The organism is Cellvibrio chitinivorans (assembly GCF_035117775.1).
Classification (GTDB): domain Bacteria; phylum Pseudomonadota; class Gammaproteobacteria; order Pseudomonadales; family Cellvibrionaceae; genus Cellvibrio; species Cellvibrio chitinivorans.
Genome location: NZ_JAYKKN010000002.1, coordinates 260,677 through 287,227, shown reverse-complemented (window position 1 = coordinate 287,227; position 26,551 = coordinate 260,677). Strand labels below are relative to the sequence as shown.

The following is a 26,551-nucleotide window of genomic DNA, read 5'->3' as shown; positions in this document are numbered from 1 at the left end:
TCTTAATTCAAAAGCGCTGCTTTTATCTAATCGTTAAGTTTAACAACCTCAACCCGCGCACTTCTATCGCCCCGCCCCGCCGGTGCAAGACTTCCCATCCCATAGGTTGTAATGCGCGCAGGAACAACCCCTTTTTCTTGCAGAGCCGCCTTTAGCTGATTGGCGTAGACCAGTGAATCCTGTTGCTGTTGTGCTAGCGGTATCGCAGCGTAATCATGCCCGACGAGAGCAATTTTTAATGTTGGATGTTGCGTTAAGGCATCAATGAGTGCGTTCAAATGTGCAGGTTTAATTTGAATCGATGTATTGCCATTTGCATCATCAGTTACTAAATCTGGAAACACGTAATAGCCATTTACATCCAACGCATTGATAATCGAATCAGAATTTGAAGCAACACCTAGCTCAAGCCTTTGATCTACGTGTAATACATCAAGTTGAACATAAACACGTTTATTGCCGCGCTGTACCGCATAAAGCGCAATAAAGAAGGGCTTGTTATCGACCGAGGTTACTTCGTAAGCGCCATACTGTTGAAATTGATCCAATCCGTACAACTGCTGCAGCTTGAAGTGATTGTTAGCCCATGAATTACTGGTTCCACAATCACGCCCTTTACAGTGGAACAATTCACGGAAATTAAAATTTTGCAACTGATCAAGATAAAATTCAAAACCGTTGCTAGCGCTATGTCGCTCGGGCAATTCCAATGTGTAACGTGCAAGATTTCCCTTTAAGCGCTGCTGACGATCAAGCCTCCAATTGCCCGCGATTTTTTTATAGCTGCTCAGCGCCAGAATATATTCATCAACTTGCGCCTGACTTTGATACATCACTCTCGCGTTGGGATAATTTTGTACCGGCAAATCGGCAGCGAAGCTTGTACCAACAATACAAAGACCAAAGAAACCACAGACGAATCGCACAAACCGCATAAATACTCACCACATATTCGTTGTTATTGTTAACGGGCATTAGCCAATAAATCGAGCGAAAAACGCATTGAGTTTTTCTGCAACAACATCGACTTCTTGCTCCATATGCAGATGATGGCCGCCTGCCAAAACCTCATAATCAACATTAGAAAAGCGCTTCACTTCGCGCAAATAATTTTCATACATAAACGGCAAACCACGATCAGCTAATAATAGCTTTGTTGGCGCACTTATCTGATTCACAAACGCCTCCAAATATTCACGCGGCCATTTAATCATCGAAGGTGCTAACAATCGGGGATCAGTACACCACGAATAACCGCCATTTCGAGCTGCCACACCACGCTCAGTCAGCGCCTTTGCCGCTTCATAGCCGAGCGGAAACATTCCTCGTTCACGGGCTTTGACTGCAATATCCATATCGGGGTAAACGGAAGGATTCTTTTGTTGTTGCGCACGCAGCCCCTCAATAGCACTCGCCAATTGTTTGGGGGCATCTTCTGCTTTTGCAGGCTCAGGCAAAAAACCCTCAACTAGTCCCAAAGCAATAATTCGCTCAGGAAAAGTACCTGCCGCCAGAGTTCCAATAATTGCACCGCGCGAATGCCCTAACAAAACAAACTTATCCCAGCCTAAATAATCGGCAATCGCGAAAATATCGCTGATATCATCTAAAAGTGTATACGCCATGTTGCCCGGACGATGATCAGTTCGCCCGTGCCCGGCCATATCCAATGCAACAAGATGAAGGTTTTTGAGCCGCGGCGCCAATGCAAAAAAGCTGGCGGAATTATCCAGCCAGCCATGCAGCGCGAGAACAGGTAATTGCGTGGTATCACCCCACTCCTGCGCAGCGAAATTCATTCCATTAACACTAAAACGCAGCTCGCGCGGGTGGGATGATTGCGCCATAAAATTCACTTCGATAAAAAACAGTTTCGATCAAGCGTGATCCAACCAGAGCAACTCACCCAAATCTGCCGCAACCAACGGCGCCGATATAGCTGCAAGCGAACTGGTTCCCATAGGATGATAGTCATCAGACTTACCGCAAAGCATGTTTAACACACGCCCCACGAGCGGCTGATGACTAACCAGCAAAATAGATGAATCTGAATTCTGGGACTCTTTAGAGTAAAGCTCTGCCAACCAATTGATTAAAACCTGAGGATTTGCTTCAGGCACCAACAAATCAGTTGTTTGAATTTCAAGCCCAGAAAAGTAATCCGTGGCAATCCCTGCAGTCTGTTGCGCTCGCACCAAAGGGCTAGCCCAAATTTGCGTAAGCGAGTCCATATCTGCGACTCGCTTCTGCATAATTTTGGCAGTATCGACCCGACCTTTATCAGTCAACCGACGAGCCTCATCGGTAGTCATTTGCAGCTCTGCTTGTCCATGACGAAGAATAAAAATGGTCATTTATTCAGCCGCTTTTTCTGCAGTATCTACAGCAGGTTTGCTTGGCTCTACTTGAACTTCTGTTTTGGGTTCAACATTTACACCAGCAGGCCAATCAGCAAACGGAAAAGGTTTTTCTTCGCTGCTGTAGCATAAAAATTTGAACACATCATAAATGTAAGTAGACAGCGAATGACCAAAACGGCGTAAGTGAAGATTGTCTTCACCAGTAACTAATGAAAATACAAATTGCACCGCAACCAATACCCACATCACCAAAGTAGCCAATTGCAGCACTGCGGCAAATAACAGCATGAATACCAAGCGTAACCAGTGTTTACTTGAACTGAGATTGGACTTTAATTGATCATTGTTCATTAATTTCCCCTTAAATATTCAACATCATCAGCTTGCTCGCCGACCATTAAACCACGGGCAACATCGGCGATTGGTTTGTTTTCAAACAATACTGCATGTAATCCCGACACCAAAGGCATATATACACCAAGCTCGTCGGCTTTGTGTTTTACCTGCAAGAGCGTATTAACACCTTCGGCGACCTGCCCCAAAGACGCAACAATTTCATCAAGCTTTTTTCCTTGCCCCAAGGCAAATCCAACACGGTAGTTGCGACTCAAATCCGACGTACAAGTCAAAATCAAATCACCTACACCAGCTAAACCCAAAAAGGTCATTGGGTTTGCCCCCATCACTTGGGCAAAACGCCCCATTTCCGCCAGGCTGCGCGTCAGCAACATCGCTTGAGTGTTGTGCCCGGCGCCCAAGGCCGCAGCCATCCCACAGACAATCGCGTAAATATTTTTAAGTGCACCACCCAATTCCACACCATAGCTATCGTGGTTTGCATAGACACGAAAGGTAGACGACTTTAATGTCTGTTGCACACACTCGATGACACGCTCATCACTACTCGCAATCACAGTCCCGGTTTGCTGCTGTTGCACAATTTCTTTTGCGAAATTAGGGCCACTCAGTACACCAATAGGATGACCGGGAAGTTCCTGCTCAAGAATTTGACTCATCAAGGTGAAGCCTTCAGGCTCGATACCCTTAGCCGTGCTCACGACTATAGTGTCTTCGCCCAACAGAGGCTTTAACTGCTGGGTCACCGCACGAAAGGAATGACTGGGGATAGACACAAAGACTAAGTCCGCACCAGTCACAGCCTCTGCCAAATCAGCGGTCACAACAAGTTGATCATTGAGCATATAGCCTGGAAGGTAACGCGCATTTTGGCGCGCGGTTTGGCAGATGCCAGCCTGCTCCGCAGACCGCATCCAAAGAAAAGTTTGATGGTTGTTACACGCGATAATATTGGCAATTGCCGTACCAAAACTACCGCCGCCAAGTACAGCAACCTTCAATTGTTTACTCATAAAAAAATCCAGTGGTTAAACCAAGAAAACCCCATAAAAATTCGTCACCTGTTACAAGCCAAAAGATACAAAACACACAAACTGTAACTTTTCTGCACAAAAACCTTCATCAAATTTTTGTCCACATTTTCTGTGGATAACTTGGTGGATATTTTTTGGGAAACCGCCTCAAAGGCTTATAAAATCAGTACCAATGACAAAACGATCAAAAAACAACCAATTTAAAAATATCCTTATTTTTCATAATGTTACATAAATAAAATAAGCAGAAAGTTCATTTTTTCGCGATTTTGTTCAAGCTGCGAGCAACTCAAGCAATTAAGCACAGGAGATGTGCATAAAGAGTTAGTGATCATTAACCTTGCACAACCGATAGACACGAAATATTCATATTGCAAGCAACTTTTTTACAAAAAAATTGCGTCATTATGAACCACCTAGATGACCATTTTGTTCCAGCAAACACCTGGAATTTATTACCTTAAAAACGCACCGTAGCTGCCATCCGCGTAAAGCAGAGGATCCACCGCCACCTCCGGCAAAATGACCTTATGAATGGCTCCAACAATAATTTTATGAGTTCCATAGGTCATAACCTGATCGGTCTGGCACAGAAAAACCGCTTGAGCATCCATCAACACAGGCACACCAGTGTCATCATCTTCCCACTGCCCTACTTCGAAGCGATTTCTGTTGGGTTCACGCCCAGCACAGATATTTGATACATCCTGATGATGAGCAGACAAAACATTAACGGCAAACTGACTACCGATAGTTGCCAAATGCCCCTGCTGGGAGACCAGCTGGTTAATACATACCAGCAGAGAGGCGGGAGAATCTGATACGGAAGTAACAGAGGATACTGTCATCGCAAAACGTTGATTGTCCGGTAAAGCAGTAGATAGTACGCACACACCCGACGCCAACCGGCGCATCCCCAATTTCATTGACACAGTTAAACTATTGTTTTGCATAAACTCCCCCGAATAAGAACTGCTTATTCTGACCAGCGAACATAACTCAGACAAGCCTAAAAAGTGTCTGCGCAGTTATTTCTATTTCCCACACCAAAGACTCAAATAACCTTTTCTGCAGCAATAAAGGCACAACAACAGCAATATCTGGATGCGCCTTGCTCAACCTGATTAGAATTTAACTTGGAGTGCTAAATATTTTATTTTATTGTGTTTTTTTCGTTGACGAGGTCGGATCTCATCGTTAATATGCGCACCACTTGAAACGCAGTCAGTTTTAAGTCGTCGGAGTGTAGCGCAGCCCGGTAGCGCGTCTGTTTTGGGAGCAGAATGTCGGGGGTTCGAATCCCTCCACTCCGACCATTTTTTTATCGAACCTGCGAAGGTTTGTTCCAGCATGTGCCCGTAGCTCAGCTGGATAGAGCACCCGCCTTCTAAGCGGGTGGTCGCAGGTTCGAATCCTGCCGGGTGCGCCATTTGGGCATGTATTAACCGCCCACACTTCTCTTAAAGTTGTTTTCAAATAGGTTTACACCTATTTATTCTCGCTACGGTGGCTGTAGCTCAGTTGGTAGAGCCCTGGATTGTGATTCCAGTGGTCGTGGGTTCGAGCCCCATCAGCCACCCCAATTCCTCGCGGCTTATACGACAAGCGCACACTATCTCCATTCTGTTTTCCGAACATATTTCCGAAGATGCTTTTATTTCAAAGCTCAGCACATATTGCTATTGAGATTGACCGCCAATAAAAGCCACTGCCCAACCCGATAAATACTTTAACTCTCTTGGCGGCATTTGCCTGCTGTGGGAAAATACGCGCCCTCAGACTCATCACCCTTATCATTTACAACACAGGTAATTAGCGCCCATGTCCGCACTCTTATTGGATGGCAAAGCACTTGCCGAAAAAACTGAACAGGAACTTTCAGCACGCGTTGCAGCTTTAAAAGCACGCAGCAATGGCCAAACTCCTATTCTGGCAACCATTCTTGTGGGCGATGATCCTGCATCAGCCACCTATGTAAAAATGAAGGGCAATGCTTGTACACGTATCGGCATGGAGTCTTTGAAAGTTGAGATGCCATCAACTACAACCACTGAAGAGTTACTGGCTAAAATTCAAGAACTCAATACCAACCCAAATGTGCATGGCATTTTGTTGCAGCATCCAGTTCCGCATCAAATTGATGAACGCCTGTGTTTTGATGCAATCAGCGCCGAAAAAGATGTTGATGGCGTCACCTGTTTGGGCTTTGGTCGCATGAGCATGGGCGAGGAAGCTTACGGTTGCGCAACACCAAAAGGCATTATGCGTTTGTTAGAAGCATATGGAGTTGAGCTTGCAGGCAAACACGCTGTTGTCGTTGGGCGCAGCCCGATTCTTGGCAAACCAATGGCATTAATGCTGCTCAACGCTAACGCTACAGTAACTATTTGCCATTCGCGCACACAAAATTTACCTGCATTGATCAAACAAGCCGATATTCTGGTGGGTGCAGTCGGAAAACCAGAATTTATCAAAGCAGAATGGATTAAAGATGGTGCAGTGGTAGTTGATGCTGGCTATCACCCGGGTGGTGTTGGCGACATCGAATTAAAACCTCTGGTAGATCGCGTTGCCGCCTACACACCTGTGCCCGGTGGGGTTGGCCCAATGACAATCAACACTTTGATTTATCAAACCGTTGATTCGGGTGAGAAAAAAATCGGCTAATGATTTTCTTCTCCCTACATAGATAAAAAATCCCTAAAAGCAGGCACTCGCCTGCTTTTGTTTTTACAGCATTCGCTAACGACGCTCACAAAAGATGACAGAAACCCTGCCGATCATATATCGCGACGAACACATAGTTGCCATCAATAAACCCGGTGGGCTACTGGTGCATCGCAGCGAAATAGATCGCCACGAAACTCGCTTTGCGGTACAGCTATTACGCGATCAAATCGGCCAGCTGGTTTATCCGGCCCACCGCTTGGACAAGCCCACTTCCGGCGTTTTAGTTTTTGCACTTTCACCAGAAATTGCCCGGCAACTCGGTGACATTTTTGCAAGGCATGCACTCATCAAAACCTACGTCGCTTTAGTACGAGGTTTCACTCCAGATGAGGGCACTATTGATCACCCATTAATCGAAGAACTAGATAAATACACCGATCAAAAGGCACGCATGAATAAGCCTGCGCAAGAAGCCATCACTGAATACAAAAAACTCGCTCAAATCGAATTTCCGTTTAGTATCGATAAATATCCCTGCACTCGTTACTCACTTGTGCAATGCAATCCGAAAACTGGACGCAAACATCAAATTCGCCGCCACCTCAAGCATATCAGCCACCCGATCATCGGGGATGCAAAACACGGCAAAGGCAATCACAATCGTTTTTTTCAAGAAAAATTTTCATGTAGCGGACTTATGCTTGCATCGCCACAAATGGAGTTTGTGCACCCTGTAACGAATGAAGCGCTCACACTTATTGCACCGCTAGCACCATCATTTACTAAAATTATTCAACATTTTGGCTGGACAGATGCCCTTCCCGCCAATTGGATAAACTCTCAGGAACAATAATGCGCCTTGATAAATTCCTTAGTCAAAATAGCGACTCTTCTCGCTCACTTATCCAGCAGGCAATTAAAGCAGGCAGAGTCAGTGTTAACGGTGTGCTCGCAAAAAAAGGCGATCAAAAATTACAAGGCGATGAACTGGTAACGCTCGATAGCATACAGGTCGAAGCCTTTAAAACTCGCTATTTAATGCTAAATAAGCCTATAGGTTATGTCTGCGCGAATAGCGACAGTGAACATCCTGTGGTGGTAGATTTGATTCGTTTACCGCGTTGGCAAGAGCTGCAAATTGTAGGACGTCTCGATATTGACACCACAGGTTTAGTATTACTTACCGATGACGGTCAATGGAATCATCGCATCACATCACCGCGCCATGAATGCGCAAAAATATATCGCGTAACAACGGCCAACCCCATCAGTAGCGACACCACCACTTTGTTTGCCGAAGGCGTGCAATTGCATGGAGAAAAAAACTCAACTCGCCCAGCACGATTGGAATTAATTTCTAGCCATGAAGCACTATTGGAAATTCACGAAGGGAAATATCACCAAGTAAAACGCATGTTCGCGGCGGCAGGTAATCACGTTGTGGCGCTGCATCGCGAAAGTATTGGCAGTATAAAACTTGATCCAAAGTTGGCACCAGGTGAATATCGCGCACTGACCGACGATGAAATAACGAGCATAGCGCCATGAACGATTTAGCACTCAACCGAGTCAGCCAAGCATTAGCAGAAGCAGCAATCGATAAAAATGCGCACCTGCTTTGGTGCACAGATGAGAATGCACTCAACACGCTCCCGCTCGCATTTCATCATGAGCAACTACTCCTCATGACTAATCGCTGGGATGTCGCGCAGCAAGCACAAACACGCGGATTTACAACCAACTTTAGCGATTTCAATTTCAGTGACATTGGCGACAAGAGTATCGATGGATTTTTCTATCGCGTATCAAAAGAAAAACCTGTCGTACATCACCTACTTAATCAGGCTTGGCGCTGCTTGAAACCAGAGGGAGAATTATTTCTTGCCGGTTATAAAAATGAAGGCACTAAAACCTATATCGAAAAAATTGCAGCTCTTTTTGGATGCAGCAAAAATATCGTAAAAGATGGACCAGTTTACTCAGCAAAACTCATCAAGCGCGCCATATACAATCCATCACAGCTACTGGACGATAGCACTTACGCTCAAGCTCGCCCAATAACGCCAGACTCCGAGCTTAAACTGTTAAGCAAACCCGGCTTGTTTGGCTGGAATAAAATCGATGCCGGAAGCGCCCTATTAATAGAGCAACTTAAACAGTTCCCCCCCTTCCCCAGCTCAGCCAACAGATGTATCGATCTGGGATGCGGGTATGGCTACCTTAGTGTTGCAGCTGCAAGCCTCGGCAACTGCAAAAACATTGAATCCTGGATATTGACCGATAACAATGCGGCAGCTTTGGATTTAGCCCAAAAAAACCTACTTCTGAATGATCTAATAGGCGAAGTAATCGCCGCGGATGCAGGAAAAGAGCTAACAGCTAAGGCAGATTTACTGCTATGCAACCCTCCTTTCCACCAAGGATTTGACATAGATGGCGATTTGACTGACAAATTCCTGAAAAATGCGAAGCGCTTGTTGGGTGTAAATGGCATAGCGCTATTTGTCGTTAATCAATTTATTCCCTTAGAGCGTAAAGCCGCACCATTGTTTAAGCAGATCAAGGTTTTAGCTGATAACGGAAGTTTTAAAGTGATTCAACTCGGACATTGACCAATCTCAAATCAGCACAACTGAACAGGAAGACAACAGCCTGCCGGATTATTAAACAGCATTGAATTCATTAAGGTTTTTTGCTGAAAAAGTTAACCCAAAGACCTAAAAAACGGTTGACCAACCAAAACTGCCTCTATATCATGCGCACCACTTCCACGATGGAAGTCACCGATCCGCCTTAGCTCAGTCGGTAGAGCAAATGACTGTTAATCATTGGGTCGCTGGTTCGAGTCCAGCAGGCGGAGCCAGATTTAAATGAGAAAGGCCGCATTTATGCGGCCTTTTTTATGCGCGTATTTTTTATATCTGTTTATACCAGTACCCTTTCCCCACCTTGAACGGAGCATCCTATGTTTAAAGTTAACGAATACTTTGGTGGCGCAGTTAAATCTATCGCATTCCAAACTGAAACCCTGCCAGCCACTATTGGTGTAATGGCCAAAGGTGACTACGAGTTCGGTACCAGCCAAAAAGAGTACATGACCGTAGTAAGTGGTAGCCTGACTGTTGTACTGCCAGGCAGCGACAAAGCAGAAACCTTTGCTGCAGGCCAAACCTTTATCGTTGAAGCCAACCAACGCTTCAAAGTATCTGCCGATGTTGAAACTTCTTACTTGTGTAAATACGAGTAATCACTCTCAGGCAGTAAAAAAAAGGCGCTTCGGCGCCTTTTTGTTTTGAGTATTTATTCATAAAAATAACTAAAAGCATTGACCGATATTTTTTGCATCTATATCATGCGCCCTCTTCGTAAATGAAGACGACAATTCCGCCTTAGCTCAGTCGGTAGAGCAAATGACTGTTAATCATTGGGTCGCTGGTTCGAGTCCAGCAGGCGGAGCCACATTTAAAGCAAAAGGCCGCATTTATGCGGCCTTTTGCTTTTTAGCAGCCTGTAAAATAATCACTACAGTTACTTCACACTTGAATCATCTTGATTAGAACAAGCAGTAAATTTTTTGCTTGGCTGATCAAAAAATGTATCCAAATTTTCCAGCAGACACAGATCACTACTCAATACGGAATGAGCGAGCTTTTCTTGCACAAGTAATTGACTCTGATCCCACTCCTGATTAACCGCTCGCGCCCAAGCTAATGGTGTTATCGGATCCAAAGCACCAGATAAAATTAAGGTCGGCACCTGAGGTGCGGCTCGCTCTAACGACAACTCACTTTGTAACTGATGGCACGATTGATAACGCCATTGATCGCGAGTGTAATCTTGCAGTAACGGATATTTTTTTAGCGACGCAAGATAATCAACCTCTGCATGAACCGGATTATCCGCACAGTCCACCGCCGTAAATGTCAAACTATTAAAATCGCTGGTTAGACTGTTGTTGAGGTAGGGCTCAATGAGTGGTTTGATTAAAATTGTACGATGCTCAAACACGCCATTTATTGCCTCGACAATAGTTGGCCAATCAACAGGATTATAAACAGCCGCAAAGGTAGCAGATAAAAAACGATGGTCATTAACCAAAAAAGTTATAGGCGCTTCACCATCCCAGCGGCGAATGGTCATGCTCAACGGATTCGCTCGCAGAAGGTGCAGAGCATTCATAAAATATTGCTCTAACGAAATATTAGATAAATTCAATTTACTCGCACAAGTTGGCAACTCCATACATCCATTAAAAAATTGCCGCATGCCATCATCCAATACTTGCGGCCAAGTCTGCACACCACCGAACCCTGCTGGATAGATAGAATCCAACACCATGGATTTGAGCTTGGTATTCTGCAGTTGCTGTTCCGTTTGTTGTTCCTGCTGTGCGATTTCCAGCGCTAGCCGTGTGCCGTAGGAAACTCCCAAAATATTCCATTCGGGATAATCCAACTGCGCCATTAATGCACGAATATCTTGTGCCGATTTTTTGGTGCTGAAATTTCTGTAGTCTAATTGCGGATATTGCTGTGCAGCAGCAGAAAAACAGCTCAAAGCAACATCCAGCCCCTGCGAAAGTTCTTCACTTAATGCAAGATTCTTGCGCAACAATTGTTGATTAAATTGATTGTAATCACTGCATACCAAGGCAGGTTTACTATGACCAGTACCGCGAGTATCAATCAAAATTAAATCGCGCCGTGTATTGCTGTAGCGCATCCAATTCAACCAACTTTTTATTCCATCGCTATGCAAACGCGCGCTGGCGCCAGGGCCGCCCTGTAAATATACGATTGGATCAGCGCGGCGCTGGTCGCCATCATTGTGCAAAATAACAACAGCCAAGCGAAAATCTTCTGGTGTTTGCAACTCACCGCAGGTAATAGTCGCTTTCCAATCTGCATCAAACCAACACGTAGTTTTGATAAAGCGATAATCAGTTTCGAGCGCCCGATCGTCATCAAAAAATGGATAAAAATAATGTGCGGTGACTGCGACGGACACAAACAGCGCGATCAACCCCAAAAGCAATCGCATTAAAATATTTCCGCCGATGAAGATTGTGCTGGAAATTGCGGCCAAGCCAGCAACCAAGGCTCACGCCATTCAGCTATAGCGACCGCGAAACAATCATCACAAAAAAATTCGCCTTCACGCGGCAATTCAGTAAAGCGATATTGCTTACCCGAGAGAGAAAATGAAAGACTATAGGCATGCAGATAACAACGTTCATAATCGGCATTTTGTAGCGCATTGCCATAGAGACTATCCCCAATGATGGGCGCACCTACACTTTTTAATGCAACGCGAATTTGATGCGTCTTTCCAGTATGAGGTTTGATCACAAATAGACGCCGACCAGCACAAATACTTTTACTAAAAAATTGCGTTACTGCAGGGTTTTCTTGGCTAGCCACAAGTTTCCATGCACCACGTCGCGCGGGAGCCATATCCCCTTTAATCATTCCTTGTTTTTTGGTCGGTTTTTTTGCACTAATAGCCAAGTAAAATTTTTGGACTTGTCGCTGACTAAATGCATCTACAAGTTGCTGATTAACAACTTGCGTCTTAGCCATCACCAACAACCCTGAAGTCACCTTATCAAGCCGATGCACAGGATATAGCTCCGTAAAACCCTCTTGTTGTTTTACTGTTTCAAATAAACCCGCATCACCAGAATCGCTGTGAAAACTGGCACCGGGCTTTTTGTAAATAACCACAAAATCCGGATTGTTTTCGACAATGTCGTACATAAAATCGACTCTATTTAAAATGAGAGCGAAGATTAACAGCCGTGAATAAATTCATCCATAAGATTGTTTTGGCTATAAAAACCCACGACTTGTGACATAAAAAACTAATGTACTTCTAGCGCACCGAGTGTGGCTGACTATAATCAGTTCAGGTGTCCGCTTTGGTTGTCGCAATGACGGGTTTTCCCTAAGAGCGCTTATCTCAGTGCTCCATGTTTTCAGTTGTGCCCAGCTTTTTACGCGAGTAAAAGCGCCAGCGGCCAAGCAAACAAACCAATCACCTACAATCAGCGGACACCTTTTTCCCTCCATCCTTTCCGGTTTTCCACCCTGCCCTCTATAATCCGCCCTCGCTTTCTTATCTATTCTTGTAACTGATTTTTATATGAGTGATCAAAATACTGAACGCTATCGCCAGCAGCATAAATTGCGGCTTAGCTATATGCCTTGGTTATATGCAACGCTAAAACCCGCACATCGCAGTTGGGCGCAGGCTTGGCAGGATGAATGGCAAGCTTATCTAGCTGCTATGGAAACTGTTGTTATCGGAAAAAATTGTTTTATTGCCCCAGAAGCTCGCCTATTCGCCGAGCCGGGGCGCCCGATTATGATAGGTGACAACTCTTATATCGCCGCCGATTGCGTTCTACATGGCCCTATTACTTTTGGGAATGGGGTTTCCATAAATCATCACGTTAGTCTTGATGGCGGCCGTAAGGGAATTTATATCGGCGATAACACTCGAATAGCAGCCTACAGCTACGCCTATGCGTTTAACCACGGAATGGATGAAGATCAATTGATTAAGGATCAAGCAGTATCTTCTCTGGGGATTAATATTGGCCGCGACGTGTGGATAGGTGCTAACACGGGTATAGTAGATGGCGTCACCATCGGCGATCATGCAGTTGTTGGTATGGGTAGCATAGTCACCAAATCCGTTGAGGATTACACAAAAATTGCGGGCAACCCTGCACGTATTATCGGCACACGCCATAAAAATTAATCAAAACGCAACCGGGAATTTTTATCACAATGAATGATGCGCATTGGGCTCTTCAGTTACTGACTTGGCTTGAAGTTAGTTTTATCGTAGTTATTGGTATCGCACTTTTAGCATTGGTGATTATGTATTTCGCCGATATCACTCAAAACACTCATACGATTCGCAAGAATTATCCTGTTATAGGTCGCTTTCGTTATTTTTTTGAACATCTTGGTGAATTTTTTCGCCAATATTTTTACGCAGGTGATCGTGAAGAGATGCCATTCAACCGCGCGGATCGCTCCTGGGTTTATCGCGCAGCAAAGAATGTGGACAGCAATATTGGTTTTGGCTCCACACTCGATTTAAATAAGCCGGGAACATTAATTTTTTTAAATTCCGCGTTTCCCATTATGGAGTCTGAAGCACTGATCCCCTCGCCCGTTACCCTCGGGCCTTTCTGCAAAACGCCTTACACAACCCATTCGATTTTTAATATTTCCGGCATGAGTTACGGTGCAATTTCCAGCCCTGCAATTAAGGCTTTATCAAACGGGGCTGCAAAAGCAGGCTGCTGGCTGAATACAGGCGAAGGTGGTTTATCGCCTTATCACCTCGATGGCAATTGCGATTTGGTATTTCAAATAGGTACAGCTAAATACGGTGTGCGCGATCTTGAGGGGAATTTAAGTGATGCGCGCTTGATGGAATTAGCTGCAACACCACAGATTAAAATGTTTGAAATCAAACTCAGCCAAGGTGCAAAACCAGGCAAAGGTGGGATTTTACCTGCAGAAAAAGTCTCTGCTGAAGTAGCTCATATTCGCGGAATCCCGGAGGGGCAAGCATCCATCAGCCCCAACGGCCACACAGATATTCGCTCCGTCGTGGATTTATTAAGCATGATCAACCATATCCGCAATGTCACCGGAAAACCGGTAGGTTTTAAAGCGGTGCTTGGCGAAAAAACTTGGCTGGTCGATTTAATTAATCAAATTCGCATTCAAGGCATTGAAGCTGCGCCTGATTTTATTACACTCGATAGCTCCGACGGCGGCAGTGGTGCTGCACCGCAGCCATTAATGGATCATGTTGGTTTACCGATCAAAGAAAGCTTGCCTTGGGTAACTACACTCTTAACTGAAGCAGGCTTAAAAGAACGAATTAAAATTATTGTTGCTGGAAAATTGATAACGCCACACATGGTGGCTTGGGCGCTCGCCAGTGGTGCCGACTTTGTTAATAGCGCGCGTGGATTTATGTTTGCTTTGGGCTGTATTCAAGCACTGCAATGCCACAAGAATACCTGCCCAACGGGTATCACCACTCATAATACCAAGTTACAAAAGGGGCTCGATCCACACAACAAAGCAGAACGTGTGGCCGCCTATCACTACAACATCACCAAAAGCGTTTCTATGATCGCTCATTCATGTGGTGTTGCAGAGCCACGTCAGCTAAAGAGCGAATATCTACACATAGTTAATGCCAACGGATTTTCAATCCCACTGGATGAATTTAACCCACACCCATTAATCATTTCGTCTTCAGAAGTTCGTTTTTCAGATGAGAAGAAATTATCAAAGCATTAAATTTATTTTTTAATTTCGTTTAGCGATTTTAAATTCTAGCTACCGAGGAAAACATGAAGCTACTTAACACTGTCATCACCCTGACACTGGTTGCAGCAACAAGCGCATATGCTCAATCACCAATGAATGTAGTTACCAAGCCCACAGCTCCTGCCCCAAAAAAAGAAGCAGTAATCACCGAATTGGGCTGGATGGATCAAAACAAAATGGAGCAGGAATTAAGCGCTCTCAATGATCTTACACAAACTAAACTCGGTACACCCCTGCGTACGGATTTGAGCGATCTGGATACAATGCAACGCTTGATCGATAAAAATTTTGTAGACCAAGATGATTATGAAACACAACAGGCTATGGGTGTTGCATTGGGAAAACTGATTCTTGCTGACTTCCCTAATACCTTTGAATGGAAAGTGTATGAAGATGAAATAGGCCGCAGCCGTGCTCTCTGTGTAAAACAAACAAGCGAGTGCCTATTCCCTGTGACCATGCTCTCTCGCCGCATGGAAGTGGGCAGCAAACCGAACGTTAAACAAATTCACACAGATGCAATTTTGCGTATGGAAAAGTTTCTACCGAAACTGCCTTACGACGGTGGCATCATGTACAAACTTCCGCGCAAATAACTCACGAACAGACACTCATGACTGATTACTCAACTCATCCCACACCTTCACGTATATCTTCACAAGAGTTTACGGTGTTGGTTGCACTCTTGATGTCGATAGTTGCCATCTCAATCGATGCGTTACTACCTGCACTTGGCTTTATCAGTAACGATATCCCACTCGCCCATGACAATCAGGCGCAATACATTATTAGTGCGCTCTTTCTAGGTATGGCGATTGGGCAATTGGTTTGTGGGCCCTTATCGGATGCAAGTGGGCGCAAGAAAGTGCTTTACGGAGGAATTGTTTTATTTTTCTGCGGCAGTTTGATGTGTTTTTTCGCACAGGATATTAATACGTTACTGATTGGGCGCTTTATTCAGGGCTTGGGTGTTGCAGGCCCCTATGTATCTGCCATTTCAATTGTGCGCGACAAATATGCTGGCAATGAAATGGCTCGTGTTATGTCGCTGGTCATGATGATTTTTATTATGGTGCCTGCCCTCGCCCCCAGCATCGGGCAAGCCGTGTTATTGGTCAGCTCATGGCGCTACATTTTTGTTCTTTATATTGTCTATGCACTTATTATCGGTATATGGATCTTTTTTCGTTTGGAGGAAACATTGCCAAAAGAGTACCGAATTCCATTTAGTCGGCGCGGCTTTGTTGAGGGATTTAAAGAAGTAATCAGCAACCGTACCACTATGTGCTACACACTTTGTATGGGATTATTTTTTGGCAGCTTTCTCGGCTACCTGAATTCATCGCAACAAATTTTTCAGGATTTATTTCAAACCGGTAAATTATTTACGTTGTATTTTGGTATTTTGGCTTTGGTTTTTGGTGCTGCCTCAATGGTGAACGCACGTTTTGTTCAGCGCTGGGGAATGGATTATCTATGCAATTGCGCTGTACTTGGAATTATTGTTAGTTCAGCTATTTTTCTTATCGTGCTAATGGTGCTCCCCGCAAACCTTTGGTTATTTATGATTTACGCTTCGGTTTTGTTTTTTTGTTTTGGTTTGGTTTTTGGAAACGTGAATGCGATGGCTATGGAACCTATGGGGCATGTAGCAGGCATTGCATCGGCGATCATCGGAGCAACCTCATCCATTTTGTCGATGTTAATCGGAACCACCATCGGCCAGATGTACAACGGTACACTTATTCCCGTCACCAGTGGTTTTTTAATTTTGGGGATAATCGCTCTAGCGATCTTACAATTTGCTCGCACCAGAAAGGCACAGCAATTATCTGCAACGGAATAATAAAATGCCGGTCTTTCTGCATATGTCCCAAATACATATGCAGAAAGAGCCGTTTTCTCTAGCGCAACCAAACAAAAAGTCACTGGCATATTCTTAACCAACTGCGTACCATGCGCGCCGACACCCTTAAGGTCAGTGTCCCTCTCTTATAGCCAAACATCTACGCATGTTTGCCTTATCTCCGCTCGCCAGACCTTGCCCGCCACGCGGGAGGCCGAGCAACAGGAAACCCTTATGTCTTTTGAAACTCTCGGTCTTCGGGCTGATATTTTGCGTGCTATTGCCGATCAAGGTTACAGCACACCAACCCCTATTCAATTACAAGCCATCCCTGCTGTTTTAAAAGGTGGCGACATCCTTGCTGGCGCTCAAACTGGCACAGGCAAAACTGCGGGCTTTACCCTGCCTCTGCTTGAAAAATTAACAGCAAAACCTGCCCCACAGGTTAACGGCCGTCGCCCGGTGCGCGCGCTTATCCTGACACCAACACGCGAGCTTGCCGCACAAGTATTTGAAAGCGTGCGGGACTATGGCAAATATTTACCACTGCGTTCCACTGTGGTTTTTGGCGGCGTCAGCATCAATCCACAAATGATGAAGTTGCGTGGAGGCGTCGACATTTTGGTTGCAACACCAGGTCGCTTGCTCGATCTGGTAAATCAAAATGCCGTTAGTCTGCGCAACATTGAAGTATTAGTACTGGATGAAGCTGACCGCATGTTGGATATGGGCTTTATTCACGACATCAAAAAAGTATTGGCTTTATTGCCTAAACAGCGCCAAAACCTACTGTTCTCTGCAACCTTTTCCGACGAAATCAAAGCGCTTGCCGATAAACTTTTAAATCAACCGACACTGATAGAAGTTGCGCGCCGCAATACCGCTTCCGAGCGAGTAACCCAACGAGTTCACCCAGTTGACCGCAATCGTAAACGTGAACTTTTATCGCACATTATTAATCAAGGCGATTGGCAACAAGTGCTGGTGTTTACTCGCACCAAACACGGCGCCAATAAATTAACCGAGCAGTTACAAGACGATGGCATTAGTGCAGCTGCAATTCATGGCAACAAAAGCCAAGGCGCGCGCACTAAAGCATTAGATGATTTCAAACGCGGTGCAATTCGCGCTCTGGTTGCAACCGATATTGCAGCGAGGGGAATTGATATCGACCAACTGCCTTACGTTGTAAATTATGAGCTGCCCAATGTGCCAGAGGATTATGTTCATCGTATTGGCCGTACCGGTCGCGCCGATGCAGAAGGTATTGCGGTTTCTTTGGTTTGTATTGATGAAACTAAATTTTTGCGCGACATTGAAAAACTGATCAAACGCGATATCGACAAAGAAGTAATCAGCGGTTTCGAGCCAGATCCAAACGCCAAACCCGAACCGATTGTACTCGGCCGTCGTATGACAATTGGTGCAGGTTCAGGCAAAAATGACAATGGAAAATCTGCCGCTAAAAAACCGTCCCTAGGTCAAAAACCAAAAAACGGTAATGGGAAACCACAGCATAAAAATGGTGCTAAACCACAAGCTAATGGCAATCGCGTTAATGCAGGAAAACCGCAACATTCTCGCCGTTCCCAAGCCAATTGATTAATCAGTTGACCTATAATAAAAAACCCACAGTTCTTTGAACTGTGGGTTTTTTATCATCTTGGCGTTAAGCGTTATTTACGAAATCCGGGAGGCAAAACACCGCCACCGGGCATCATTCCGCCGATACCACGCATCATTTTTTGCATGCCACCGCCTTTCATTTTTCCCATCATCTTTGCCATTTGTTTGTATTGTTTTAGCAAACGGTTGAGATCTTGAATTTGCGTACCTGAACCAGCGGTAATACGACGCTTGCGTGAACCGCTCAAATCATCCGGGTTGCGGCGCTCTTCCGGCGTCATGGAGTTAATGATTGCCTCCATGGTTTTGAACTGTTTGTTCATATTGTTCGATTGTGCCATTTGCGCGACATTTCCAAGACCGGGCAATTTATCCAACATTGATGTCAAACCGCCCATGTTTTGCATTTGCTGTAATTGATCGCGCAAATCTTCCAAATCAAATTTTTGACCCTTGGTCACTTTTTTGATTAATTTTTCGGCTTTGTCTTTATCAACATTGCGTTCAACTTGTTCGATCAAGGAAAGCACATCGCCCATCCCCAGAATGCGCGATGCAATACGATCAGGATGGAATGGCTCAAGCGCATCCACTTTTTCGCCCATACCTAAAAACTTGATGGGCTTGCCGGTAATGTGACGAACAGAAAGCGCAGCACCACCGCGCGCATCACCATCAGCTTTGGTGAGGATGACACCAGTCAATGGCAACGCATCATTAAATGCTTTGGCTGTATTCACCGCATCCTGACCGATCATGGCATCGATCACGAACAGGGTTTCAATCGGATTAATTGCTGCGTGAATCTCTTTGATTTCTGTCATCAATTCTTCATCGACATGCAAACGGCCGGCGGTATCGACAATCAATACATCGAAGAATTGTTTTTTGGCGTGATCAAGCGCGTTGCGAGCAATATCTAAGGGTTTTTGCTCACCAGTAGATGGGAAGCATTCAACACCCACTTCGGTCGCAAGTGTTTGGAGTTGTTGGATCGCCGCAGGGCGATAAACGTCAGCGCTCACTACCAGTACTTTTTTCTTTTCACGATCCTTTAAAAAGCGCGCCAGTTTGGCAACCGATGTCGTTTTACCAGCACCTTGTAAACCAGCCATCAATACAATCGCAGGTGGCTGCTGAGCCAGATTCAGCGACTCATTCGCCTGCCCCATAGTAGAGACTAATTCAGCTTCTACTATTTTGAGGAATTGCTGGCCGGGGTTTAATGCCTTACTAATCTGCTGCCCAAGCGCGCGGCTGCGTACCTGATCGATAAACGCTTTAACCACAGGCAAAGCAACGTCCGCCTCCAAGAGCGCTTTTCTAACGTCGCGCAGTGCATCTTTAATATTGTCTTCGCTGAGGCGCGCCTTACCGGTGATGCTACGCAGCGTATGGGATAAACGGTCAGTTAGATTTTCAAACATAGCCAGTCTCAAACAAACAGTTGATTCGGGGTGGGGAAACCTTGCGGATTTATCCAAGATCGCCCAATAAAAGTGCCGAGATTATACCCTCAAAGCAAAACTAATGGGTGTAATAGAAAGAGGATTTGAGCTAGGCATCCAGAAGCTAATAAGGCCATTTCTCATTTACCCTTCTCTTTAAAGGTACCTTATGACACACTTGCGGCCTCGGTTAAGCCATTGAAAACACGTCACGGATCAGCCCTTTCAGTATGATAATCCTCAGCGCCAACCTGATTGCCATTTTTATCTACACGGCTGCTGCCATTTATTTTGGCAATAAGTTCGCACGCCAACAATCATTCAAATCTTCACATCTACTTGGCGTTGCAGCTTTAGGTTTGATTGCTCATGGCGTAGGCGTTTATGGCCTTAGCGTTAGCGAAAATGGCTTGAACTTTAGTTTGTTCACGGCCTCATCCCTTATATTCTGGGTGATTAACGCCATCGTGTTAATCAGCAGTCTAAAAAAAGAGCTGCACAATCTATTTTTATTATTATTTCCCCTGTCGGCAATTTCAGTGCTTACATCGATTGCTGCGACCAATCCTGAATGGCAGCACACACTGAGTTATAGCATTGCGGCACATGTCATTTTATCGATACTTGCCTACAGCCTGCTCACCATTGCCAGCTTACAAGCGCTGATTTTGGCATATCAGAATTACGCGCTAAAACATAGAAACCGTATTGCCAATGCACGACTTCTGCCTCCATTGCAAACGATGGAATCACTACTATTTGAGCTATTGTGGGTAGGTGAAATTTTACTGACGCTCGCCATTATTTCCGGATTTTATTTTTTAGAAGATATGTTCGCTCAACACTTGGTGCATAAAACCGTGTTTGCGCTGAGCGCATGGTTTATCTATGCCCTGCTTTTGTGGGGGCGTCACCAAATGGGCTGGAGAGGAAATAAAGCGATTCGCTGGGCGCTAGCTGGATTTATTTGTTTAATGCTGGCGTACTTCGGTAGCAAACTGGTATTAGAGATTGTATTAAACCGCGTATAACAAAAATTTATTTTTTGAGCTCTGATTCTGAATGTTGTTCAGAATCAGTTTTCTCTGGGAGATCGAACGACTCTTTACGCCCCCTCCTCACTTTATGTAATACCCAACCACAGAATGCGGCCAGAGCAATCACCCCGCCCAGCAAAATTACCAGCGCTAACAGATATCCACCCAATTCACGCCAGCTCAGCCCCCAACCATTGACCAGAAGCAAAATAAAACAAGCCCCTGCAATAAGATTAAGCCCGAGGCCGCGATTTCTAAGCAGTTTACGTAGCATCATGGGGTTTCTCGATAAAAACGGTACTGTAAATAAGGGATTGGAGCGAATAGAAAAGAGTTGCTGCTTATTAAATCAAGCCGCCAATAATTGCGTTATCAGGTAAGCCAAGCCAAAACCACCAATCGCCAGAACCTTTACTAAAATACTTTTTTGAATGGCCGATAAAAATTGAAAGCGAGGATGTTTAGCAACCAGCAATTGAACCAACACATAGACAACTAAAAACCCGGCTGCCCAATGTAATGCGTACTGACTAAACAACTCTGCTTTCATAGTAATTCACTTAATTCGATTCACGACGCCACAATGTAGTGCCATCTTTTGAGTCTTCAATCATAATTTTATTTGCAGTTAATTCTTTACGAATTTCATCAGCACGTGCGTAGTTCTTGTCTTTTTTCGCCTGAATACGCTCGGCGATTAATGCCTCTACAGCTTCAGCAGCAATCTCATCCGCACTTCCCGCCTGCAAAAACACCTCTGGATTTTCTTGCAAAATACCAAGAATCAGCCCCAAGCCCTTCAATTGACCTGCAAGATTTTTGGCAAGCTCAGGATTATCCAATGCACTGTTTAAATCGCGCACTAAATCAAACATCACCGCGAGCGCAACACGAGTATTAAAATCATCGTTCATTGCCTCAACAAACGAACGATAATATTGGCTCTCTTCCATCTCATTCAATGAAAGTGGCGCGACATCAGCATAGTTGCGCAAGCCGCCATAAAAACGCTCAAGCCCAGCACGCGCTTCAATTAAATTATCTTCAGCGTAATTGATTGGACTGCGGTAATGGCTGCTCACCAATAAGAAACGCACAACTTCGGAGTGATATTTTTCCAACACATCGCGGATGGTGAAAAAATTGCCGAGTGATTTCGACATTTTTTCACCATCGACACGCACAGCCCCCGCATGCATCCAATAGTTTACGTATTTGCAGCCATTGGCTGCCTCGCTCTGCGCAATTTCATTTTCATGATGGGGAAATGGCAAATCAGGTCCACCGCCATGAATATCGAAGGTTTCACCGCAGCAGTTTTTACTCATCGCCGAACATTCAATGTGCCAGCCAGGGCGACCATTGCCCCAAGGCGATTTCCACGCAGGCTCACCTGATTTTGCCGCTTTCCAGAGTACGAAATCGCGCGGATCTTCTTTTACTTCATCCACTTCAATGCGCGCACCAACCAACAACTCATCAACATTTTTATTGGTAAGCTTCCCGTAATCGGCAAAATGTGAAACCCGGTAGTAAACATCACCATTGTTTGCAGCATACGCAAACCCCTTATCAATCAGGGTTTTATTCATATCAACAATTTGATCGATATAGGCAGTAGCACGCGGCTCAACATCCGGACGAGCAATACCCAAACGCGCTTCATCTTCATGCATGTAGTCAATAAAACGTTTGGTCAACGCAGAAAACTCTTCACCATTTTCGTTTGCACGCTTGATGATTTTATCGTCGATATCGGTAATGTTGCGCACATAATTAACTGCCCAACCTTGGCTACGCAAAAATCGGGTAATAACATCAAACGCAACCAGTACGCGCGCATGACCAATGTGGCAGTAGTCATAAACCGTAATACCACAGACATACATAGAAATTTTTCCGGGTTGGATCGGCTTAAAAATTTCTTTCTGACGCGTGAGAGTGTTGTATATCTGAAGCATATTATTCCTGATCTTCTGTTTTGCCGAAGCTGTCTTTTAAGCTGATGGTGCGATTAAACACAGGCTTTTCTGTGGAGCTGTACTTACTATCCAAACAGAAATAACCTTGACGCTCAAACTGATAGCCATCACCAACGACAGCCTTTGCCAAACTAACTTCTGCTTTACAATTTTGTAAGATTTCCAAGCTATCAGGGTTGATAGACTCCAAAAAGTTTTTGCCGCCAGCATCAGGCGCTTCATCGGTGAACAAGCGGTTATATAGGCGCACTTCACAATCAAGATTATTGGTTGCGGAAACCCAATGGATAACACCTTTTGGTTTTACGCCGTCAGCGGGGTCTTTACCTAAGGTCCCCTCGATTATACGGGCGCGCACTTCGATAATATTGCCCTCAGCATCTTTGATTGCTTCGTCTGCTTCAATTACATAAGCACCACGTAAGCGAACACGCTTACCCGTAACCAAACGCTTATACTTTTTATTCGCTTCCTCGCGGAAATCTTCTTGCTCGATAAATACTGTTTGCGTAAACGGAATTGCACGATCGCCTAAGTCAGCACGATTTGGATGGTTGTGTACAGTCAGAGTTTCTTGTTGCTCGGCAGGATAATTTGTTAATGTCACTTTTAATGGCTTAAGCACGCACATAGCGCGCGGTGCATTTTTATCCAGATCATCACGCACACAAAACTCAAGTACACCTACATCTACAATACCATCTGAGCGAGTCACACCGATGCGCTCACAAAAATCGCGCAATGCTGCCGGTGTGAAACCGCGACGACGCATACCTGAAATAGTTGGCATACGTGGATCATTCCAGCCATCGACATGCTGCTCATCAACCAATTGCTTTAGCTTGCGCTTACTGGTTACTGAATAGTTGATATTCAAACGCGCAAATTCATATTGGCGCGGCACAGCAGGCACTGGCAAATGCTGAATAAACCAATCGTACAGTGGTTTATGATCTTCAAATTCCAACGTACAAATCGAGTGAGTAATACCTTCAATCGCATCACTTTGACCGTGAGCAAAATCGTAGGAAGGATAAATACACCATTTGTCACCAGTTTGATGATGGTGAGCTTTTTTGATGCGATAAATTATGGGATCACGCAGATTGATGTTGGGCGACGACATATCAATTTTTGCACGTAGAGAACATGCCCCCTCATCAAATGCACCCGCACGCATTTTTTCAAACAGCGCAAGGTTTTCCTCTACACTGCGATCACGAAATGGACTGTTTTTTCCCGGCTCAATTAAAGTGCCGCGATACTCACGCATTTGCTCTGCGGTTAAATCGCATACAAAGGCAAGGCCATTATTAATCAGATGAATAGCCCATGCGTATAGCTGATCAAAATAATCAGAGGTATAACGAACGGCGCCATCCCATTTAAAACCTAACCATTCCACATCTTGTTTGATGGAGTTTACGAATTCTTCGTTTTCTTTTTCGGGGTTGGTATCGTCAAAGCGCAAGTTACAAGCGCCGCCAAACTCATTAGCCACACCAAAATTCAAGCAGATAGATTTTGCGTGGCCGATATGCAAATAACCGTTAGGCTCGGGTGGAAAACGGGTAACGATTTTGTTATGTAACCCTTGCTCCAAATCTTTGCGGATAATTTGTTGGATAAAATGCAATGGTTTGGTTTTTGTTTCGCTGCTGCCTGCTGCGGCAGCTTCAATCGCAGAATGATTGTCGCTCATGGGATAAAAAATCCATTAGGGGTGATCGTAAATCAGAAATAATTTCAATAATGGCAGCTATTGTACTGAGTAGAGCGCGCTTTTCATACCGCGAACCATCAGCTCAGTAACTATGCAATCGTCACTTTTCTTGTGTTGGTGGCGGAGCAGCCCGGTAATCACTGCGCCGTTTTAGCTGATAGCGTTTAACCGCTTGATTGTGTGCATCCAAACTCTCGGAAAACTCGCTGGTACCATCGCCTTTGGCCACAAAATAAAGCGATTTGCCCGGCGCGGGATTGAGCGCCGCCTTGATCGATGCCGCACTGGGAAGTGAAATTGGCGTTGGAGGCAAGCCCTGAATCACATAAGTGTTATATGCCGTTGGCTCCTCAAGGTTTTTGCGGGTAATACGCCCCTTGTAGTTATCTCCCATGCCGTAAATCACAGTAGGGTCTGTCTGCAACTTCATACCCTGCTGTAATCGACGGACAAAAACGCCTGCAATTTGCTCGCGCTCACCATGATACCCAGTTTCACGCTCGATAATTGAGGCCATAATTAAGGCTTCATAGGCATCTTTATAAGGTAAATTCGCAGCGCGGTTTTTCCACTCAGACTCAAGCAACGCGTGCATTTTGCGATACGAATTTTGCACAATCGAAACATCTGATGTATTGCGACTAAAACTATAAGTGTCAGGGAAAACCCACCCCTCCAGATCATCTACCGGTAACGCCAGCAACGTCAACTGCTCCGCCTCGGACTTACCCTTTAACTGATGCTCTACTGCCTCCACTTTTTCTAATGCTGCTAATGCTTGTTTGGCCGTCCATCCCTCAACAAAGGTAACTTGATATAAAACAACTTCGCCTTTGATAAGTTTTTCCAGCAAGCTTTTTGGGGTTGTTCCCTGAGGGAAAAAATATTCGCCCGCGTGAATTTTATTGGCATTGTTAAGCCGCGCATAAAGACGCAATAACCGCGGATGATTCAACACCCCTGCCTCATCCAAATCATGAGCTAAATGCCCGAGCGAGAAACCATGTTTCAGCTCATACACATAACCTTGTTCTGAAATTTCCAAAGGCGCCTTAAGCCAGGTTTGCACATAAAACCATGCAGATACGGCCACTAATAAAGCCAGCAAAAGACAAATTGCTGTTGCACCTAATAACTTAACTACGAAAGAATTTTTTTTACTCATAAAGGATTCGTATTATTCCCCAGCAATCGCTCTAACTGACGCTGCAATTTATGGGTGATTTGATGATGAGAATATTGCACCTCGACAATCTGAGCCTGACGATCATCAACGATTGAATTTACCGGCCATATTCCATAAACGCTATTACACAGAAACACTTCATCTGCAGCATACAAAAACGCCAGCCCCATATCCGTCACATCACAATCAACGCCCACCAAAGGCGCCAGCTGATCAATAATCGTTTTGCGCATAATTCCTGCAACACCGGAAAACGATAAATCAGGCGTATAGAGCTTGTTGTTTTTGACCGCAAACACATTGCTGACTGTTGCTTCGATAATTTTATCTTGTACATCAAGTAACAGCCCTTCAGCAAATTCATCGTGCCACTCTGCACGCGCCAAAATATGCTCAAGACGATTCAAATGCTTCATTCCAGCCAACGCGGGCGATTGCGACAAGTGCAAATCACAAATACGTACAGAAACGCCGTTCAGGTAGTTATCTGACTGCAATGAACTTCCTGAAAAGACACCAATGCAGTAGGTAGGTTGAACTTGCTCTATCACTCGGTAGCCGCGCCCGCCAACACCGCGCGTCAGTGTAATTTTTATTACTGCCTGAGTGATATTTTCTTCCGTGAGAATGACCAACACATCATTCAGATAATGCTTTAACAGATCTATATCAACAGGAATATTCAATCGTTCTGCGCTGTGCAGCAAACGTGCACAATGCGCATCCCACAAGGGAATAGAGCCATGACTGTAACAGCAGGTTTCAAATACACCATCGCCATAAGCGAAGCCTCTATCCAGCGGGGAGATAGCGGCATTGAACTCACCATTGACATTGATTAGAGGAAGATTTATTGGCATAGGCGGAGTCTATACAAAAACGCCGGACTGGTAAGAGCCCGGCGTCATTTTTAACTGAA

At 44.9% G+C, this 26,551-nt stretch carries 26 protein-coding genes and 5 tRNA genes; 16 read left to right on the top strand and 15 right to left on the bottom strand.

Going from position 1 to position 26,551, the window contains the following annotated elements; all coding sequences use genetic code 11:
• Positions 1–26: 26 nt before the first annotated feature.
• From SPL68_RS07955 to SPL68_RS07930, 6 genes are all read right to left on the bottom strand, one after another.
• A complete protein-coding gene (locus tag SPL68_RS07955) occupies positions 27–935 on the bottom strand; it encodes a DUF4892 domain-containing protein (protein ID WP_323814559.1) in 909 nt (302 codons plus the stop codon).
• Between the two features lie 39 nt (positions 936–974).
• On the bottom strand, positions 975–1,847 hold the full coding sequence (locus SPL68_RS07950; protein ID WP_323814558.1) for an alpha/beta fold hydrolase: 873 nt from the start codon (positions 1,845–1,847) through the stop codon (positions 975–977).
• Between the two features lie 30 nt (positions 1,848–1,877).
• Complete coding sequence (gene sixA / locus SPL68_RS07945) at positions 1,878–2,354, bottom strand: phosphohistidine phosphatase SixA (RefSeq protein ID WP_323814557.1); 477 nt, start codon at positions 2,352–2,354, stop codon at positions 1,878–1,880.
• On the bottom strand, positions 2,355–2,711 hold the full coding sequence (locus tag SPL68_RS07940) for a DUF4389 domain-containing protein (protein ID WP_323814556.1): 357 nt from the start codon (positions 2,709–2,711) through the stop codon (positions 2,355–2,357).
• Positions 2,711–3,730, bottom strand: coding sequence for an NAD(P)H-dependent glycerol-3-phosphate dehydrogenase (locus SPL68_RS07935; RefSeq protein ID WP_323814555.1), 1,020 nt, complete (start codon positions 3,728–3,730; stop codon positions 2,711–2,713). The genes SPL68_RS07940 and SPL68_RS07935 overlap by 1 nt, the downstream gene beginning before the upstream one ends.
• A 476-nt stretch (positions 3,731–4,206) precedes the next feature.
• On the bottom strand, positions 4,207–4,704 hold the full coding sequence (locus SPL68_RS07930; RefSeq protein WP_323814554.1) for a flavin reductase family protein: 498 nt from the start codon (positions 4,702–4,704) through the stop codon (positions 4,207–4,209).
• A gap of 286 nt (positions 4,705–4,990) precedes the next feature.
• On the opposite strand from SPL68_RS07930, the gene SPL68_RS07925 reads away from it, so the two are divergent.
• From SPL68_RS07925 to SPL68_RS07880, 10 genes are all read left to right on the top strand, one after another.
• Positions 4,991–5,067: transfer RNA gene (locus tag SPL68_RS07925), tRNA-Pro, on the top strand.
• Positions 5,068–5,103: 36 nt separating this feature from the next.
• Positions 5,104–5,180, top strand: a tRNA-Arg gene (locus SPL68_RS07920).
• 77 nt (positions 5,181–5,257) lie between these two features.
• Positions 5,258–5,333: transfer RNA gene (locus SPL68_RS07915), tRNA-His, on the top strand.
• A 239-nt stretch (positions 5,334–5,572) separates the two neighbouring features.
• Positions 5,573–6,418: a bifunctional methylenetetrahydrofolate dehydrogenase/methenyltetrahydrofolate cyclohydrolase FolD gene (gene folD / locus SPL68_RS07910; protein WP_323814553.1), complete on the top strand. Its 846-nt coding sequence runs from the start codon at positions 5,573–5,575 to the stop codon at positions 6,416–6,418.
• A 94-nt stretch (positions 6,419–6,512) separates the two neighbouring features.
• The gene (gene truC, locus SPL68_RS07905) at positions 6,513–7,274 is read left to right on the top strand and encodes a tRNA pseudouridine(65) synthase TruC (protein ID WP_323814552.1); all 762 of its coding nucleotides are present in this window, start codon (positions 6,513–6,515) and stop codon (positions 7,272–7,274) included.
• Positions 7,274–7,969, top strand: coding sequence for a 16S rRNA pseudouridine(516) synthase RsuA (gene rsuA / locus SPL68_RS07900; RefSeq protein WP_323814551.1), 696 nt, complete (start codon positions 7,274–7,276; stop codon positions 7,967–7,969). The genes truC and rsuA overlap by 1 nt, the downstream gene beginning before the upstream one ends.
• Positions 7,966–9,033: a methyltransferase gene (locus tag SPL68_RS07895; RefSeq protein ID WP_323814550.1), complete on the top strand. Its 1,068-nt coding sequence runs from the start codon at positions 7,966–7,968 to the stop codon at positions 9,031–9,033. The genes rsuA and SPL68_RS07895 overlap by 4 nt, the downstream gene beginning before the upstream one ends.
• Positions 9,034–9,208: 175 nt before the next feature.
• Positions 9,209–9,284: transfer RNA gene (locus tag SPL68_RS07890), tRNA-Asn, on the top strand.
• Positions 9,285–9,386: 102 nt separating this feature from the next.
• Positions 9,387–9,668 carry a pyrimidine/purine nucleoside phosphorylase gene (gene ppnP / locus SPL68_RS07885; RefSeq protein WP_078042810.1) on the top strand — a complete coding sequence of 94 codons (282 nt, stop codon included), beginning with the start codon at positions 9,387–9,389 and terminating at the stop codon, positions 9,666–9,668.
• A 136-nt stretch (positions 9,669–9,804) separates the two neighbouring features.
• Positions 9,805–9,880, top strand: a tRNA-Asn gene (locus tag SPL68_RS07880).
• Positions 9,881–9,949: 69 nt separating this feature from the next.
• Here the strand turns inward: SPL68_RS07880 and SPL68_RS07875 are convergent.
• Positions 9,950–11,461 carry an alpha/beta fold hydrolase gene (locus SPL68_RS07875; protein ID WP_323814549.1) on the bottom strand — a complete coding sequence of 504 codons (1,512 nt, stop codon included), beginning with the start codon at positions 11,459–11,461 and terminating at the stop codon, positions 9,950–9,952.
• Positions 11,461–12,177, bottom strand: coding sequence for a TIGR01621 family pseudouridine synthase (locus SPL68_RS07870; protein ID WP_323814548.1), 717 nt, complete (start codon positions 12,175–12,177; stop codon positions 11,461–11,463). The genes SPL68_RS07875 and SPL68_RS07870 overlap by 1 nt, the downstream gene beginning before the upstream one ends.
• A gap of 385 nt (positions 12,178–12,562) precedes the next feature.
• On the opposite strand from SPL68_RS07870, the gene SPL68_RS07865 reads away from it, so the two are divergent.
• The 5 genes from SPL68_RS07865 to rhlE all read left to right on the top strand — a co-directional run bounded on the left by SPL68_RS07865 (position 12,563) and on the right by rhlE (position 18,232).
• The gene (locus SPL68_RS07865) at positions 12,563–13,183 is read left to right on the top strand and encodes an acyltransferase (protein WP_323814547.1); all 621 of its coding nucleotides are present in this window, start codon (positions 12,563–12,565) and stop codon (positions 13,181–13,183) included.
• Positions 13,184–13,212: 29 nt separating this feature from the next.
• The gene (locus SPL68_RS07860) at positions 13,213–14,754 is read left to right on the top strand and encodes an FMN-binding glutamate synthase family protein (protein WP_323814546.1); all 1,542 of its coding nucleotides are present in this window, start codon (positions 13,213–13,215) and stop codon (positions 14,752–14,754) included.
• Positions 14,755–14,807: 53 nt separating this feature from the next.
• Positions 14,808–15,380: a DUF3806 domain-containing protein gene (locus tag SPL68_RS07855; RefSeq protein WP_323814545.1), complete on the top strand. Its 573-nt coding sequence runs from the start codon at positions 14,808–14,810 to the stop codon at positions 15,378–15,380.
• 17 nt (positions 15,381–15,397) lie between these two features.
• Positions 15,398–16,630, top strand: a complete 1,233-nt coding sequence (locus SPL68_RS07850; protein WP_323814544.1) for a multidrug effflux MFS transporter — start codon at positions 15,398–15,400, stop codon at positions 16,628–16,630.
• A 234-nt stretch (positions 16,631–16,864) separates the two neighbouring features.
• The gene (gene rhlE / locus SPL68_RS07845) at positions 16,865–18,232 is read left to right on the top strand and encodes an ATP-dependent RNA helicase RhlE (protein WP_323814543.1); all 1,368 of its coding nucleotides are present in this window, start codon (positions 16,865–16,867) and stop codon (positions 18,230–18,232) included.
• A 74-nt stretch (positions 18,233–18,306) separates the two neighbouring features.
• Here the strand turns inward: rhlE and ffh are convergent, their stop codons facing one another.
• A complete protein-coding gene (ffh, locus tag SPL68_RS07840) occupies positions 18,307–19,683 on the bottom strand; it encodes a signal recognition particle protein (RefSeq protein ID WP_323814542.1) in 1,377 nt (458 codons plus the stop codon).
• Positions 19,684–19,934: 251 nt separating this feature from the next.
• On the opposite strand from ffh, the gene SPL68_RS07835 reads away from it, so the two are divergent.
• Positions 19,935–20,735 (top strand): cytochrome C assembly family protein, encoded by an 801-nt coding sequence (locus SPL68_RS07835; RefSeq protein WP_323814541.1) that lies wholly within the window; start codon positions 19,935–19,937, stop codon positions 20,733–20,735.
• Between the two features lie 7 nt (positions 20,736–20,742).
• Here SPL68_RS07835 and SPL68_RS07830 read toward each other — a convergent pair whose 3' ends face one another.
• The 6 genes from SPL68_RS07830 to pabC all read right to left on the bottom strand — a co-directional run bounded on the left by SPL68_RS07830 (position 20,743) and on the right by pabC (position 26,492).
• A complete protein-coding gene (locus tag SPL68_RS07830; protein WP_323814540.1) occupies positions 20,743–21,018 on the bottom strand; it encodes a hypothetical protein in 276 nt (91 codons plus the stop codon).
• Between the two features lie 72 nt (positions 21,019–21,090).
• A complete protein-coding gene (locus tag SPL68_RS07825; protein ID WP_323814539.1) occupies positions 21,091–21,291 on the bottom strand; it encodes a hypothetical protein in 201 nt (66 codons plus the stop codon).
• A 10-nt stretch (positions 21,292–21,301) separates the two neighbouring features.
• A complete protein-coding gene (gene cysS, locus SPL68_RS07820; protein WP_323814538.1) occupies positions 21,302–22,702 on the bottom strand; it encodes a cysteine--tRNA ligase in 1,401 nt (466 codons plus the stop codon).
• Position 22,703: 1 nt separating this feature from the next.
• Positions 22,704–24,425, bottom strand: a complete 1,722-nt coding sequence (locus SPL68_RS07815; RefSeq protein ID WP_323814537.1) for a glutamine--tRNA ligase/YqeY domain fusion protein — start codon at positions 24,423–24,425, stop codon at positions 22,704–22,706.
• 121 nt (positions 24,426–24,546) lie between these two features.
• A complete protein-coding gene (gene mltG / locus SPL68_RS07810; protein ID WP_323814536.1) occupies positions 24,547–25,611 on the bottom strand; it encodes an endolytic transglycosylase MltG in 1,065 nt (354 codons plus the stop codon).
• The gene (gene pabC, locus SPL68_RS07805; RefSeq protein WP_323814535.1) at positions 25,608–26,492 is read right to left on the bottom strand and encodes an aminodeoxychorismate lyase; all 885 of its coding nucleotides are present in this window, start codon (positions 26,490–26,492) and stop codon (positions 25,608–25,610) included. The genes mltG and pabC overlap by 4 nt, the downstream gene beginning before the upstream one ends.
• Positions 26,493–26,551: the final 59 nt, after the last annotated feature.